The organism is Pseudomonas sp. PDM01 (assembly GCF_014852325.1).
Lineage (GTDB): Bacteria > Pseudomonadota > Gammaproteobacteria > Pseudomonadales > Pseudomonadaceae > Aquipseudomonas > Aquipseudomonas migulae.
Window position 1 is genome coordinate 160,018 of sequence record NZ_JACVBK010000003.1, and the last position, 13,944, is coordinate 173,961.

General features: G+C 60.1%; 9 protein-coding genes and 2 tRNA genes. 4 read left to right on the forward strand and 7 right to left on the reverse strand.

The features are described 5' to 3' along the window. Positions 1–73: 73 nt before the first annotated feature. A complete protein-coding gene (rlmB, locus tag IB246_RS08710) occupies positions 74–835 on the reverse strand; it encodes a 23S rRNA (guanosine(2251)-2'-O)-methyltransferase RlmB (RefSeq protein ID WP_008043131.1) in 762 nt (253 codons plus the stop codon). Next, positions 832–3,450, reverse strand: a complete 2,619-nt coding sequence (rnr, locus tag IB246_RS08715; protein ID WP_008043129.1) for a ribonuclease R — start codon at positions 3,448–3,450, stop codon at positions 832–834. The genes rlmB and rnr overlap by 4 nt, the downstream gene beginning before the upstream one ends. Before the next feature lie 224 nt (positions 3,451–3,674). On the opposite strand from rnr, the gene IB246_RS08720 reads away from it, so the two are divergent. The 4 genes from IB246_RS08720 to IB246_RS08735 all read left to right on the forward strand — a co-directional run bounded on the left by IB246_RS08720 (position 3,675) and on the right by IB246_RS08735 (position 6,843). Further along, positions 3,675–3,761, forward strand: a tRNA-Leu gene (locus IB246_RS08720). 166 nt (positions 3,762–3,927) lie between these two features. Then, positions 3,928–4,014 (forward strand) — tRNA-Leu (locus tag IB246_RS08725). A 253-nt stretch (positions 4,015–4,267) separates the two neighbouring features. Next, positions 4,268–5,278 (forward strand): iron ABC transporter substrate-binding protein, encoded by a 1,011-nt coding sequence (locus tag IB246_RS08730; RefSeq protein ID WP_008043124.1) that lies wholly within the window; start codon positions 4,268–4,270, stop codon positions 5,276–5,278. Continuing rightward, positions 5,278–6,843, forward strand: a complete 1,566-nt coding sequence (locus IB246_RS08735) for an ABC transporter permease (protein ID WP_008043122.1) — start codon at positions 5,278–5,280, stop codon at positions 6,841–6,843. Before IB246_RS08730 ends, IB246_RS08735 begins: the two co-directional genes overlap by 1 nt. A 97-nt stretch (positions 6,844–6,940) precedes the next feature. Here IB246_RS08735 and IB246_RS08740 read toward each other — a convergent pair whose 3' ends face one another. The 5 genes from IB246_RS08740 to hflK all read right to left on the reverse strand — a co-directional run bounded on the left by IB246_RS08740 (position 6,941) and on the right by hflK (position 13,916). Further along, positions 6,941–8,875: a methyl-accepting chemotaxis protein gene (locus tag IB246_RS08740; RefSeq protein ID WP_008043120.1), complete on the reverse strand. Its 1,935-nt coding sequence runs from the start codon at positions 8,873–8,875 to the stop codon at positions 6,941–6,943. A 150-nt stretch (positions 8,876–9,025) separates the two neighbouring features. Next, complete coding sequence (locus IB246_RS08745) at positions 9,026–10,315, reverse strand: adenylosuccinate synthase (RefSeq protein ID WP_008035326.1); 1,290 nt, start codon at positions 10,313–10,315, stop codon at positions 9,026–9,028. A gap of 55 nt (positions 10,316–10,370) precedes the next feature. After that, complete coding sequence (locus tag IB246_RS08750; RefSeq protein ID WP_008035324.1) at positions 10,371–11,558, reverse strand: ATP phosphoribosyltransferase regulatory subunit; 1,188 nt, start codon at positions 11,556–11,558, stop codon at positions 10,371–10,373. A gap of 316 nt (positions 11,559–11,874) precedes the next feature. After that, the gene (hflC, locus tag IB246_RS08755; RefSeq protein WP_008035323.1) at positions 11,875–12,744 is read right to left on the reverse strand and encodes a protease modulator HflC; all 870 of its coding nucleotides are present in this window, start codon (positions 12,742–12,744) and stop codon (positions 11,875–11,877) included. After that, positions 12,744–13,916 (reverse strand): FtsH protease activity modulator HflK, encoded by a 1,173-nt coding sequence (hflK, locus tag IB246_RS08760; RefSeq protein WP_008035322.1) that lies wholly within the window; start codon positions 13,914–13,916, stop codon positions 12,744–12,746. Before hflK ends, hflC begins: the two co-directional genes overlap by 1 nt. Between the last annotated feature and the right edge of the window lie 28 nt (positions 13,917–13,944).

The window sequence follows — 13,944 nt, forward strand, 5'->3', positions numbered from 1 at the left end:
TCCAGGCGACGCGGTCTTTCAAATGGACCGAGGTGCCTGGATCGCCAGCAAGCTGGCTCCTACAGGGGGTGTATCAGGATTTTTTGGTGGCGGCTTTTACGCTGCGCTGGCGCTGGGCCTCGAACAGGCAGACGCCGGTCGCCACGGAAACGTTGAGACTGCTGACGCTACCGGTCATCGGCAGGTGCACCAGGTAGTCGCAAAGATCGCGGGTCAGGCGACGCATGCCGCTGCCTTCCGCGCCCATGATCAGGATGGTCGGCCCGGTCATGTCTTGCTGATACAAGCTCTGCTCGGCTTCGCCCGCGGTACCGACGACCCACAAGCCGCGCTGTTTGAGTTTTTCCAGGGTGCGCGCCAGGTTGGTTACGGCGACCAACGGAATCACTTCCGCCGCGCCACAGGCGACTTTTCGTACCGTTGGAGTCAGCGTGGCCGACTTGTCTTTCGGCACGATCACCGCCAGCGCACCGGCCGCATCGGCCGAACGCAGGCAAGCGCCGAGGTTGTGCGGATCGGTCACGCCGTCGAGCACCAGCAACAGCGGCGCACCATCGGTGCGATCGAGCAGCTCGTCGAGCATTGCCTCGCCCCAGACCTGACTCGGACTCACATCCGCCACCACGCCCTGGTGCACGCCTTCAACCCAGGCATCCAGCTCACGACGTTCGGCATTGCCGACGGCCACGCGGTTTTCGGCCGCGAGCGCGATCAGCGTCTGAACCCGCGGATCACTGCGGCCTTCCGCCAGCCAGATCTGCTTGACGCGTTTCGGGTGGTGACGCAGCAATGCTTCTACCGCATGCACGCCGTAGATTTTTTCCAACTGACTCATGACTTGGCCTTAGGTTTACGCGCCCCGCCGCTTTTGGCTGGGGCCGAGCCCGCTTTCGGCGGGCCTTTACGGTGTTTGCTCGGTTTGCTGCCGGGAGCCTTGTCAGGCGCCGACCGCCCGGTCTTTCCCCCAGACGCCGCTTTACCACCGCTTTTCGCTTCAGACAGCAACGCCTGCTTCATTTCACGGCTTTTGCGCAGCTCAGCATTTTTCGCTGCCGCATCGCTTGGGCGATAGGCTTCGACTGCTTTTTCCTTGGCAGGACGACGACCGGTTTTCGCCGGCGCCGGCTCTGCTGCAGTCTTGCCAGCAGGTGCAGCGGTTTCAGCCCCGCGCTTTTTGCGGCCGATCGGTGCGCTGATGGTTTTTTCAGCCATCTCGAAGTCGATCTTGCGCTCGTCGAGGTCGACGCGCATGACGCGCACTTCAACGGTGTCGCCAAGGCGGAAGCTGCGACCGGTGCGCTCACCGGCGAGGCGGTGATGCACAGGATCGAAGTGGTAGTAATCGCCCGGCAGCGCGGTGACGTGCACCAGGCCTTCGACGTAGATATCGGTCAGCTCGACGAACAGGCCGAAACCGGTCACGGCGGTGATCACACCCGGGAACGACTCGCCCACGCGGTCTTTCATGAACTCGCACTTGAGCCAGTTCACCACGTCGCGGGTCGCTTCGTCGGCACGGCGCTCGCTCATCGAGCACTGCTCGCCGAGTTGCTCCAGCGCGGCTTCGTCGTACGGATAGATGCGCGCCTTCGGAATGGTCATCGCGCCGGCACGGCGAACGTGCGGGGTGTCCATTTTCGAATGAATGACGCTGCGGATCGCCCGATGCGTGAGCAAGTCCGGGTAGCGGCGGATCGGCGAAGTGAAGTGGGTATAGGCTTCGTAATTCAGGCCGAAGTGGCCCTGGTTATCAGCGCTGTACACCGCCTGACTCAGCGAACGCAGCATGACGGTCTGGATCAGGTGGAAATCCGGACGGTCCTTGATGCTTGCCAGCAAGGCCTGGTAATCCTTCGGCGACGGGCCGTCCTTGCCTTTGTGCAGGGACAGGCCGAGCTCGCCAAGGAAGGCGCGCAGTTTTTCCAGACGCTCCGGTGGCGGACCATCGTGGACGCGATACAGCGCAGGAATTTCGTGCTTCTTCAGGAATTCGGCAGTGGCCACGTTGGCCGCCAGCATGCATTCCTCGATCAGCTTGTGTGCATCGTTGCGCACGGTCGGACGGATTTCGGCAATCTTGCGCTCGGAACCGAAGATGATCCGGGTTTCCTGCGTTTCGAAATCGATCGCGCCACGCACATGACGGGCCGCCAGCAGCACCTTGTACAGCGAATACAGCTGTTTGAGGTGTGGCAGAACGTCGGTGTATTCGCCGCGAAGCTGGCGTGCTTCGGTAACTTTCGGCGTCTCCAGCATGGTGCTGACCTTGTTATAGGTCAGACGGGCATGGGAGTGAATCACTGCTTCGTAGAAGCAGTAGTCGGTCATCTCACCGGATTTGGAGATGGTCATCTCGCAGACCATGGCCAGACGATCGACATGTGGATTCAGCGAGCACAGGCCGTTGGACAGCTGCTCAGGCAGCATCGGCACTACGCGCTCCGGGAAGTAAACGGAGTTGCCGCGAACCTGGGATTCGTTGTCCAGCGCGGAACCGATTTTCACGTAGCTGGAAACGTCGGCAATCGCCACGTACAACTTCCAGCCACCGGAGAACAGGCGCAGCTTGCCCGGTTTGGCTTCGCAGTAGACCGCGTCATCGAAGTCGCGCGCATCTTCACCGTCGATGGTCACGAACGGCAGATGGCGCAGGTCGATGCGCTTCTCTTTGTCTTTTTCTTCAACTTCCGGCTTGAGCTTGGCGGCTTCTTTCAAGACCGCTTCAGGCCAGACGTGCGGAATATCGTAGGTGCGCAGGGCGACATCGATTTCCATGCCCGGCGCCATGTAGTTGCCCACGACTTCGACCACGTCGCCTTGCGGCTGGAAGCGTGGCGTCGGCCAGTGAGTGATCTTCACTTCGACGAACTGACCGACTTTGGCGTTGGCATTGCGGCCCGGAGTCACCAGCACTTCTTGCTGGATCTTCGGATTGTCCGCCACCACGAAGCCGATACCGCCCTCTTCGAAGTAACGGCCGACGATGGTTTCGTGAGCGCGGGACACCACTTCGACGATCATGCCTTCGCGACGACCGCGACGGTCCAGACCGGAAACACGGGCCAGGGCACGGTCGCCATCGAACACCAGACGCATTTGCGCCGGGCTCATGAACAGGTCGTCACTGCCGTCGTCCGGGACCAGGAAGCCGAAGCCGTCACGGTGACCGCTGATGCGGCCCAGGATCAGGTCGAGCTTGTCCACCGGCGCATACGTGCCACGACGGGTATAGATGAGTTGAGCGTCGCGCTCCATGGCGCGCAGGCGGCGGCGCAGGGCTTCGATCTGGTCTTCTGTGATCAGACCAAACTCTTCGACCAGTTGCTCGCGGTTAGCAGGCGAACCCCGATCAGCAAGGTGCTGAAGGATCAGTTCGCGGCTAGGAATAGGGTTTTCATATTTTTCCGCTTCACGAGCGGCCTCGGGATCGAGGGACTGCCAATCGGCCATTAGAGAGTTTTCACCTTGTCTATATGCGGGTTAGTTTGGCATAGGCGTAATGAAACGGGAAATTTCAGGCTACGAGAGCCCATCTAAAGCCCTTTATCGACAGCGCAAAGCTGATTTAAATGCCGCTGGTAAAATTTTCCAGGTTTTTTTGACGCTGGGGGTTTACAGTTAAAAAGACGCTCCGTATAGTGCGCGCCATCGACGACGGAGACGTTGCCGATACTGCCCAGATGGTGAAATTGGTAGACACGCCAGCTTCAGGTGCTGGTGACCGCAAGGTCGTGGAAGTTCGAGTCTTCTTCTGGGCACCAATTCAGAGCTTGAGATTAGATCAATTTCAAGGCTCGCACAAAAACCCGCGAAAGCGGGTTTTTTGCATTCTACGGTTCTGATTTATTAAAACCAAATCAGGGGTTTACAGATCAAACTGCTCTCCGTATAGTGCGCCACATCAACAGCGGCAACGCTGAAGATTATGCCCAGATGGTGAAATTGGTAGACACGCCAGCTTCAGGTGCTGGTGACCTTACGGTCGTGGAAGTTCGAGTCTTCTTCTGGGCACCAATTCAAATTTCAGAGCTTGCTCTGGAATTTCACAAAAACCCGCGAAAGCGGGTTTTTGCGTTTCTGGCATTCGAAAAACCACACCCCCCCCTGCTCGTGATGAACTCACAGGCGCCGCCGTCATCGTTCACGTCCATCGCGAGCAGGCTCGCTCCTACAGGAGTCAGGCCACACTCCGCAAGGCGCACTTGAGAAACAATATCGTTTATCATTGTTTCAAGTTTTTGCAATGCGACAGTGAGGAACCCTGCGAATGACGTTTCGAAATACCCTGCGCCGCGGCCTGACCATCACCCTGCTCGGCCTGGCACTCGCTACCCCCCTCACCCAGGCTGCTAATCCAGTTTCCCTGACACTCTATAACGGTCAACACAAAGAAGTCGGCGACGCCGTCGCCAAAGCTTTCGAAGCCAAGACCGGCATCCACGTCAACGTGCGCAAAGGCAGCAGCAACCAGCTTGCCAGCCAGATCGTCGAAGAAGGCGATCGCTCCCCGGCCGATGTGATCTACACCGAAGAATCGCCACCGCTGAACAAACTCGGCGAGCAAGGCCTGCTGGCACAAACCGATGCCGCCACCCTCGCCGTGCTGCCAAAAGACTACGTCGCCGGCAATGGCACCTGGATCGGCATCACCGCGCGAGTCCGCGTGGTTGCGTTCAACCCCAAACTGATCGATGAAAAAGACCTGCCCAAATCGGTGATGGAATTCTCCGACCCAAAATGGCAAGGCAAGGTTGGCTTCGTGCCCACCAGCGGCGCGTTCCAGGAACAGGCCGTGGCAATCATCAAAGTGCACGGCATGGATGCAGCCGAAGAATGGCTGACCGGCTTGCGCGCATTCGGCAAGACCTACAGCAACAACATGGTCGCCTTGAAAGCCGTGGAGAACGGCGAAGTCGCGACCGTGCTGGTGAACAACTACTACTGGTTCGCCCTGCAACGCGAAAAAGGCCAGCTCGATTCGAAACTGCATTACTTCACTGGCGGCGACGTCGGCGGGCTGATCACCGTTTCCAGTGCAGCCGTGCTGAAGTCCAGCAAACACCCAAAGGAAGCCCAGCAATTCCTCGCCTACATGGCCAGCGAAGAAGGTCAGCGCGTGATCACCCAGACCACCGCCGAATACCCGCTGCACAAAGGCATGGAATCGGACCGCGGCCTCAAGCCGTTCAGCGAGCTTGAAGCACCGAAAGTCACGCCAGCCGACCTCGGCAACGCCGAAGAAGCCCTGGACCTGGAACGCGACGTTGGCTTGAACTGATGAGCGCACCGCTATCTGCCCCAGCCGTGCGCGGAAGCTACGTGCCACGGCGCAAGCGGCCGTCGATCTGGCTGCTGCTGCCGGTTTTGCTGTTGGTACTGCTCAGCGTGTTGCCGCTGGTGTATGTCGGGCTCAAGACCTGGCAGGCCGGTTGGGCCCAAGCACTGCATTTGCTGTGGCGGCCCTACGTGTTTGGCTTGCTGCGTAACACCCTGGAGCTGATGGTCGGCGTAACGGTCGCCTGTGGCGTGATCGGTTTGTCGCTGGCCTGGCTGCTGGAACGCAGCAATCTGCCAGGCCGACGTTTGTGGGGCGTGATCCTGTGCTTGCCGTTTGCGGTGCCGGCGTTTGTCAGCAGCTTTACCTGGGTCTCGCTGAGCGCGCACTTCGAGGGTTTGGGCGGGGCGATTCTGGTGATGACCCTGTCCAAGTACCCGCTGATTTTTCTGCCGGTGGCGGCGACCCTGCGCAATCTCGATCCTTCGCTTGAAGAGTCCGCACGCACGCTCGGGCAGAATCGCTGGGGCGTGTTTTTCAGGATCACCCTGCCTCTGCTGTGGCCGTCGCTGCTCGCCGGTTCGCTGCTGATCGCATTGCACATGCTCGTTGAGTTCGGCGCGCTGTCGATTATTGGCTTGCAGACGTTCACCACGGCGATCTATCAGCAATTCGAACTGGAATTCAGCAATGCCAATGCGGCGATGCTTTCCGCCGTGCTGCTCGCGCTGTGCCTGATGCTCTTGTGGCTTGAGCTGCGAGCCCGTGGCAAGGGTCGGCACGTGCGCACCGGCCAGGGCGCGGCGCGGCAGGCGGAACAGGTGCAGCTGGGGCCTTGGGCGGCCCTTGGGCAGATTTACTGTCTGGCACTGGCGATCATCGGCAGCGGCATTCCACTGGGGATGCTGGTGTACTGGCTGGCGGTAGGTTCGTCGGCAGCGTTTCCGGTGGCGGCGATCAGCGAGGCGCTGCTGTCGTCCCTTGCGCTTTCGCTGGGTGGCGCCGCGCTGTGCCTGGTGCTGGCGGTGCCGGTGGGCTTGTTGGTCGTGCGCTACAAAGGCCAACTGGCGATCTGGGCCGAGCGCTTGCCGTACCTGTTGCATGCGCTGCCAGGGCTGGTGATTGCGCTGACGTTGGTGTATTTCGCCCTGCACTATGTGCCGGCGCTGTACCAAACGTCGGCGTTGCTGCTGATCGCTTATGCGCTGCTGTTTTTACCATTGGCACAGGCACCGATTCGCACGGCACTGAACAAGGCTGCTCCGCAGCTGGAAGAGGCGGCTCGCACGCTGGGCGCCTCGTCGTTCAGCGCGTTTTGTCGGGTGACGTTGCCGATCATCTTCCCGGCGCTGGGCGCGGCGTTTGCGCTGGTGTTTCTGGATGCGATGAAGGAACTGACGGCGACGCTGCTACTGAGTCCGACCGGGCTCAATACGCTGGCGACAGAGGTTTGGGCGCATACCGCGAATGTGGAGTTTGCGGCGGCGGCGCCTTATGCGGCGTTGTTGATATTGGTGTCGGGGCTGCCTGTGTACCTGTTAACAACCCGGATGTATTTGAGCCGCTGAAAAGCTTCGCGGGCAAGCCTCGCTCCTACAGGGGGTTACACAACCCTTGTAGGAGCGAGGCTTGCCCGCGAAGGCGTCATACCCGCCAATACAAATCTTAAGCCCTGAACTGGCCCAGGCTCGCCTTCAACTGCGCCGCGAGGCCATCCAGCACCTTGCCGCTGGCCGTGGTTTCCACCACCGCCTGAGCCGCCTTCTCAGCCTGCGCATGAATGGTTTCAACCCGGCCCCGCACCGCTTGCGCACCTTGCGCCTGATGAGCCGCTGCTTGCGTCGCCAGACCAATCGCCGCATGCACCTGCTCGACCGACACCTGCACCGATTGCTGCAACTGCGCACTGTCACGCAACACCAGCAAACCCTCGCTGGCCTGACGCCCGGCCTGGCCGATCACTTCCACCGCCTCACGCGCACCTTGCTGCAACGCCACGATGTGCGCCTGAATGTCGCCCGTGGAACTCTGGGTCTTGCTCGCCAGTGCCCGCACTTCGTCCGCCACTACGGCAAAGCCGCGACCGGTCTCACCGGCACGCGCCGCTTCGATGGCAGCGTTCAGTGCCAGCAGGTTGGTTTGCTCGGCGATCCCGTGAATCACGGTCAGCACCACTTCAATCTGCTCACTTTGCTGCGCCAGTCGCTCGATGACTTTCGCGCCGGTATCGACTTGCCCGGCCAACGCTTCGATCAGGCTGCCGACCTTCGCCGAGGTCCGGGTGTTTTCATCGGTGGCCGAACGGATATCCACCACTTGCTTCAAGGCTGCCTGCATGGCGTGGCTTTCAGATTGGGCCTCATCAGCCATTTGCGACAAGGCGCGCAAACTTTCGGCCACTTCGTCACGCTGCATGCCCGCCGCCGCATCGGCACCGGCGTTACGCAGGGTCATGGCGCCGATTTCCACGCCGGTGCGCTGGGCCACATCGCCCGCTTCGCGCACGATCGGCTGCAACTTATCCACAAACCGATTGACCGCCGAGGCCATGTCGCCGATTTCGTCCTTGCTGTTGATCTGCACGCGCTTGGTCAGGTCGCCCTCGCCCGCCGCCAGGTCGTCCATCGCGGCAATCAACAGCTTCAAGCGATTGACTACGCGCCGACCCAAAACGACCGCCAGCAACAGCAGCACACCGCAACCGACCAGTGCCAGGCCCATACCGATGCGCCAGCGCAAGGTCGCCGCGGCTTCCTGCACGGTGCTGGTGGTGTTGGCTTTCATTTCCGAGGCGGTGGACTGAGCAGACGTCAGACGCGCCCGCATCGCCGTGGCGCTATCAGCCGCCGCGCCCTTGAGACTGTCGCCGACCAGTTGATCACTGCTGGAGATCAGTGCCGAGAAACGCTTGTCCAGCGCCACCAGATCGGTTTCCACCGAGGCGGTGGAGACGCCCATCAAGACTTTGCCGATTTCCACGCCATTAGGGTTGATCGAGGCTTCGACGTAGTAGACCGATGGATCGTTTTTCGCCGCATCCAGCACTTTATCCAGCGCACGCTCGCCCTGACCTTTCTCCAGAAGGGCCTTGTTGATCGGGTTTTCGCGGTTGAGGTAGCGCGTCAGGTGCTGCCCCGTTGCGTCGTCATAGATCACGAACAGCACGTTGGGATTGCGCTGGGCCCGGCGGGCGAATTCGGACAGGGTGGGAACGTCGCTGTCCCACATGGCGCGGGGCGCGACGGAAGCAAGAAGCTGCGCCATATCATTGGCAGAGTCCTTCAGGTCCTTTTCCAGGGTCGCACGCAGCTGCACCTGCTCTTCCTTCAGTCGCGAGGACAAACCGGCCGTGAGGCGCTGACGCGTGCTGGTGGAGAGGTTGTCGAGGCTCGACGTGACTTCACGTCCCGCCTGCTCCAACTCGCCGGAAAGTTTTTGACTGTCGGCACCCAGGCGCACACCCAAATCAGCTTCCAGTGCAGTCACTGTGCTCCGCGTCAGAGCAACAGCTACCAGCACCTGCACCAAAAGGGCGATACCAAGGGTAACGAACACAGGCCGCAATAGACGGCTTTGTAACAATGAGAGAACCGCCGACACTTGATATCCCTCTGCATTGACGCCATTAAATTGATGGCACGCCAGAAGACGCGCTCTTAATGAAGATCACAGCAAAGGTCATGCCGTCCAACAGGCATAAACGACAAAGGGCCCGATTAAGGGCCCTTTGTTTTTTACATCAACGACTTATTAAGCGAACGGGTGACGCAGAACGATGGTTTCGTTGCGGTCCGGGCCCGTCGAAATAATGTCGATCGGTGCACCGATCAGCTCTTCGACGCGTTTGATGTAGGCGCGTGCGTTAGCTGGCAGCTCTTCCAGGGCTTTGGCACCCACGGTCGACTCGGTCCAGCCCGGCACTTCTTCGTACACAGGCTGCAGACCCACGTAGCTGTCAGCATCAGTCGGGGCAACAGCGTTACCTTCGGCATCTTTGTAGCCGACGCAGATGTTGATGGTTTCCAGACCGTCGAGTACGTCCAGCTTGGTCAGGCAGATGCCCGAGATGCTGTTCACATCGATAGCGCGACGCAGGATAACAGCGTCAAACCAGCCACAACGACGGGCACGGCCGGTAGTCGCACCGAACTCGTGACCTTGTTTGGCCAGGTGTGCACCGACTTCGTCGAACAGTTCAGTCGGGAACGGACCCGAACCTACACGCGTGGTGTAAGCCTTGGTGATGCCCAGGATGTAGTCCAGGAACATCGGGCCAACACCCGAACCGGTAGCAACGCCGCCAGCGGTGGTGTTAGAGCTGGTCACGTACGGGTAGGTGCCGTGGTCGATGTCCAGCAACGAACCTTGGGCGCCTTCAAACATGATGTCTTTGCCGGCGCGACGCAGGTCGTGCAGCTCGGCGGTCACGTCCAGCATCAGCGGCTTGAGCAGCTCAGCGTATTCTTTGCATTCAGCCAGGGTCTTTTCGAACTCGATGGCCGGCTCTTTGTAGTAACCCACCAGCATGAAGTTGTGGTAATCCACCAGTTCACGCAGCTTGTCTTCAAAGCGCGGCATGTTGAGCAGGTCGCCGACACGCAGGCCACGACGCGCAACCTTGTCTTCGTAGGCCGGGCCGATGCCGCGACCGGTCGTACCGATCTTCAGCTCGCCACGGGCCTTTTCACGGGCCTGGTCCAGCGCAACGTGGAAGGACAGGATCAGCGGGCAGGACGGGCTGATACGCAGACGCTCACGCACCGGTACGCCTTTCTCTTCCAGCTTGATGATTTCCCGCAGCAGAGCGTCGGGAGCAACCACCACGCCGTTACCGATCAGGCACTGCACGCCTTCGCGCAGCACGCCCGACGGGATCAGGTGCAAGACGGTTTTTTCGCCATCGATCACCAGGGTGTGACCAGCGTTGTGGCCACCCTGGTAGCGCACTACGGCGGCAGCATGTTCGGTCAGCAGATCAACGATCTTGCCTTTGCCCTCATCACCCCATTGGGTGCCCAGGACTACGACATTCTTACCCATAACACTTGTCCTCATTCGCGCAAACTTGGTGCCGGCCAAGGGCCGGCAGGAAAACTCAAGAAGCCAGTGGCGATACTTGCCAAAGCCCGTTCTGCTGAATCAATTGCCGGTCGCAGTCCGCTTCACGGGCGGCGGCCAAAGGTTGCCCAGGCAATGCCTGAACGACACGCTGACCCTCACTGCGCAACTGGCAAACCTGCTGCCAGAGTGCTGCATCCGTACTGTCAGGCATCCAGATACCGCCAGACGGTAGCTCGATTTCAGCACGCCCCAGGGTCACCAGGGTTTTCAAATCGGTAGAGAAACCGGTTGCCGGACGAGCGCGACCGAAGTCAGCGCCGATGTCGTCGTAACGACCGCCCTGAGCGATGGACTGACCAACGCCCGGCACGAACACCGCGAACACCACACCAGTGTGGTAGTGGTAGCCGCGCAACTCGCCCAGGTCGAAGTACAGCGGCAGTTCCGGGAAACGCACGGACAAACGCTCGGCAATCGCCAGCAAATCGTCCAGTGCCGCCAAAACCGGCGCCGGCGCATTCGCCAGACGCTCGCGAGCAGCGCTCAACACTTCACGGCCGCCACACAGGTCGACCAACGCACGCAGCATGCCCGACAGATCGGCAGGCAAACCTTCGGTCAAGGTAATGACCTCGTCGATGGCCTTGCGTTGCAACGCATCGAACAACTGTTGTTCAACCTCACCTGACAAACCGGCCGCGCGAGCCAGGCCACGGTAGATGCCGACATGACCGAGGTCCATGTGCACTTCCGGCACGTCGGCCAGTTGCAGCATGGCCAGCATCAGGCTGATGACTTCCACGTCGCTGCTCGGGCTGGCATCGCCGTACAACTCGGCGCCCAGTTGAATCGGGCTGCGCGAGGACGACAAGGCGCGTGGCTGAGCGTGCAGTACGCTGCCGGCATAGCACAGACGGCTCGGACCTTCGCGACGCAGGGTATGCGCATCGATGCGCGCCACTTGCGGCGTGATGTCGGCACGGAAACCCATCTGCCGGCCCGATTGCGGGTCGATGACCTTGAAGGTACGCAGATCGAGGTCCTGGCCCGCGCCGGTCAGCAAGGATTCCAGGTACTCGATATGGGGAGTCACGACAAACTCGTAACCCCAGCTCTGGAACAGATCCAACACCTGACGACGCGCGACTTCAATGCGCGCCGCTTCCGGTGGCAGTACTTCTTCGATGCCATCTGGCAGCAGCCAGCGGTCTACCGTTGCCATTACGCCATTCCCCTATGGTCCGGGCGGCAAGCCTATGGGCGAGCCTTGAGTGAAGCAGAAAATGATCGGCTTTGTTTACAAGCCACCCATAAACAACGCGGCGAAAAGCCTGAAAATAAGCTTCGCCAATCACTTTCCTCGAAAAACCTGTCGAGTCATTCAACTCGGGCGCCTGCATAAACAACAGCAATCAAACGTGCAGACGCAAAAAAGCCGGGAATTTCCCGGCTGCCGCATCATACACACGTTTTCCCAAAGGATCACCCCGCCCGAGGCTTTAGCCGCCAGGCGGGGGATGATTCAGGTCAACGTCGTATCAAGGCTTGGCTTTTTCCAGGTAACGGAAGAAGTCACTGCTTGGGTCCAGGACCATGACGTCGGATTTGTTCGCGAAGCTTTCACGGTAGGCACGCAGGCTACGGTAGAAACCGTAGAACTCCTGATCCTGGCCGTAGGCCTTGGAGTAGATCGCAGCGGCCTGGGCATCGCCATCACCGCGAACCTCTTCGGATTCACGATAGGCTTCAGCCAGCAGCACGCGGCGTTGACGATCGGCGTCGGCACGAATGCCTTCTGCCAGCTCGTTACCCTTGGCGCGGTGCTCGCGAGCTTCACGCTCACGCTCGGAGCTCATACGCTCGAACACACTGCGGTTTACTTCTTTCGGCAGATCGATGGCCTTGACCCGAACATCGACCACTTCGATGCCCAGCTCTTTTTCCGCCATCTTGTTCAGCGAAGCGGTGATATCGGTCATCAGCGCATCGCGCTCACCCGAGACCACTTCGTGCAGCGTGCGTTTACCAAACTGGTCACGCAGGCCCGACTCCAGACGACGGGAAAGACGCTCGTCAGCAATCTGCTTGAGGCCGGAAGTCGCGGTGTAGTAACGCTCAGCGTCCTTCACGCGCCACTTGGCGTAGGCATCGACCATGACTGCTTTCTTTTCCAGCGTCAGGAAGCGTTGTGTCGGTGCATCCAGCGTCATCAGGCGCGAGTCGAACTTACGCACCTGGTTAACGTAAGGCACTTTCACATGCAGGCCCGGCTGAACATCGGTCTGAACCACGCGACCGAACTGCAGCAACACCGCACGCTCGGTCTGAGCCACGATGTAGAAGCAGTTCCAGGCTGCGATCGCCACGACGACGCCGACAATAAGGGCGATCAGCGATTTATTGCTCATCAGCGACTCTCCCTGGTACGTGCAGGCTGTTGCTGCAGATCAGCTGCCGCACGTGCATTCGCTTCATTGCTGGTGGCTGCCGCACCGGTCACCGAAGTGCTGGTGTTGCGACCACTTTCGACCATCTTGTCCAGCGGCAAGTACAGCAGATTGCTCTGGCCATTCTTGTTGCCGGTCACGAGAACCTTGCTGGTGCTGCTGAAGACTTCCTGCATGGTGTCCAGGTACAGACGCTGGCGGGTGACCTCAGGTGCCTTGCGGTACTCGGCGACCAGTTTGGTGAAGCGATCGGCCTCACCCTTGGCGCGCGAGACGGTTTCGTCACGGTAGCCGTTGGCATCTTCGATGATGCGCTGGGCCTGACCACGGGCTTCCGGTACGACGCCGTTGGCATAGGTTTCAGCCTGGTTGCGCGAACGCTGCTCGTCTTCACGGGCGCGGATCACGTCATCGAAGGCTTCCTGCACTTCACGCGGTGCCGCTGCGCTCTGTACGTTGACCTGGGTGACGGTGATGCCGGTGCGATAGGTATCCATGAAGCGTTGCAGACGCTCCTTGATCTCGCTGGCCATCAATTCACGACCTTCGGTCAGCACCTGGTCCATCGCGGTGGAACCCACCACATGGCGCAGGGCACTTTCGGTCGCGTGCTGCAGGCTGATTTCCGGCTGATCGACGCTCAGCACGAAGTCCTGCAGGTTGCTGATCTTGTACTGCACGGTCAGCGGTACTTCGACGATGTTTTCGTCTTCAGTCAGCATTTGACCCTGCTTGGTGTACGCACGCTCACGCGTGACGTTTTCCAGGTACTTGCGATCGATCGGCGGGAAATAGATGTTCAGACCCGGGCCGACGGTTTCGTAGTACTTACCGAAGCGCAGCACCACGGCTTGCTCCTGCTCGTCGACTACATAGACCGCGCTGTACAGCCAAACGGCCGCCAACACGACCAGGCCGATGCCGAGCAGGCCGCCAAAGCCGCCACTCTTGCCCGGACCACCGCCGTCATCACCGCGTTTCTTACCACCACCGAACAACCCATTCAGGCTTTCCTGCAGCTTTCGGAAGGCCTCGTCGAGATCCGGTGGTCCCTTGCGGTCGCCGTTATTGCGACGCTTGCCACCCCAAGGATCCTGATTATTCGAGTTGCCACCCGGCTCATTCCAAGCCATAGCGCTCTCCATCTGATAAAGCAAAGAC

Coding starts and splice junctions, on each gene's coding strand:
- hflC (WP_008035323.1), bottom strand. CDS start 12,744: ATGAGCAATAAATCGCTGATCGCCCTTATTGTCGGCGTCGTCGTGGCG.
- rlmB (WP_008043131.1), bottom strand. CDS start 835: ATGAGTCAGTTGGAAAAAATCTACGGCGTGCATGCGGTAGAAGCATTG.
- rnr (WP_008043129.1), bottom strand. CDS start 3,450: ATGGCCGATTGGCAGTCCCTCGATCCCGAGGCCGCTCGTGAAGCGGAA.
- IB246_RS08730 (WP_008043124.1), top strand. CDS start 4,268: ATGACGTTTCGAAATACCCTGCGCCGCGGCCTGACCATCACCCTGCTC.
- IB246_RS08735 (WP_008043122.1), top strand. CDS start 5,278: ATGAGCGCACCGCTATCTGCCCCAGCCGTGCGCGGAAGCTACGTGCCA.
- hflK (WP_008035322.1), bottom strand. CDS start 13,916: ATGGCTTGGAATGAGCCGGGTGGCAACTCGAATAATCAGGATCCTTGG.
- IB246_RS08750 (WP_008035324.1), bottom strand. CDS start 11,558: ATGGCAACGGTAGACCGCTGGCTGCTGCCAGATGGCATCGAAGAAGTA.
- IB246_RS08745 (WP_008035326.1), bottom strand. CDS start 10,315: ATGGGTAAGAATGTCGTAGTCCTGGGCACCCAATGGGGTGATGAGGGC.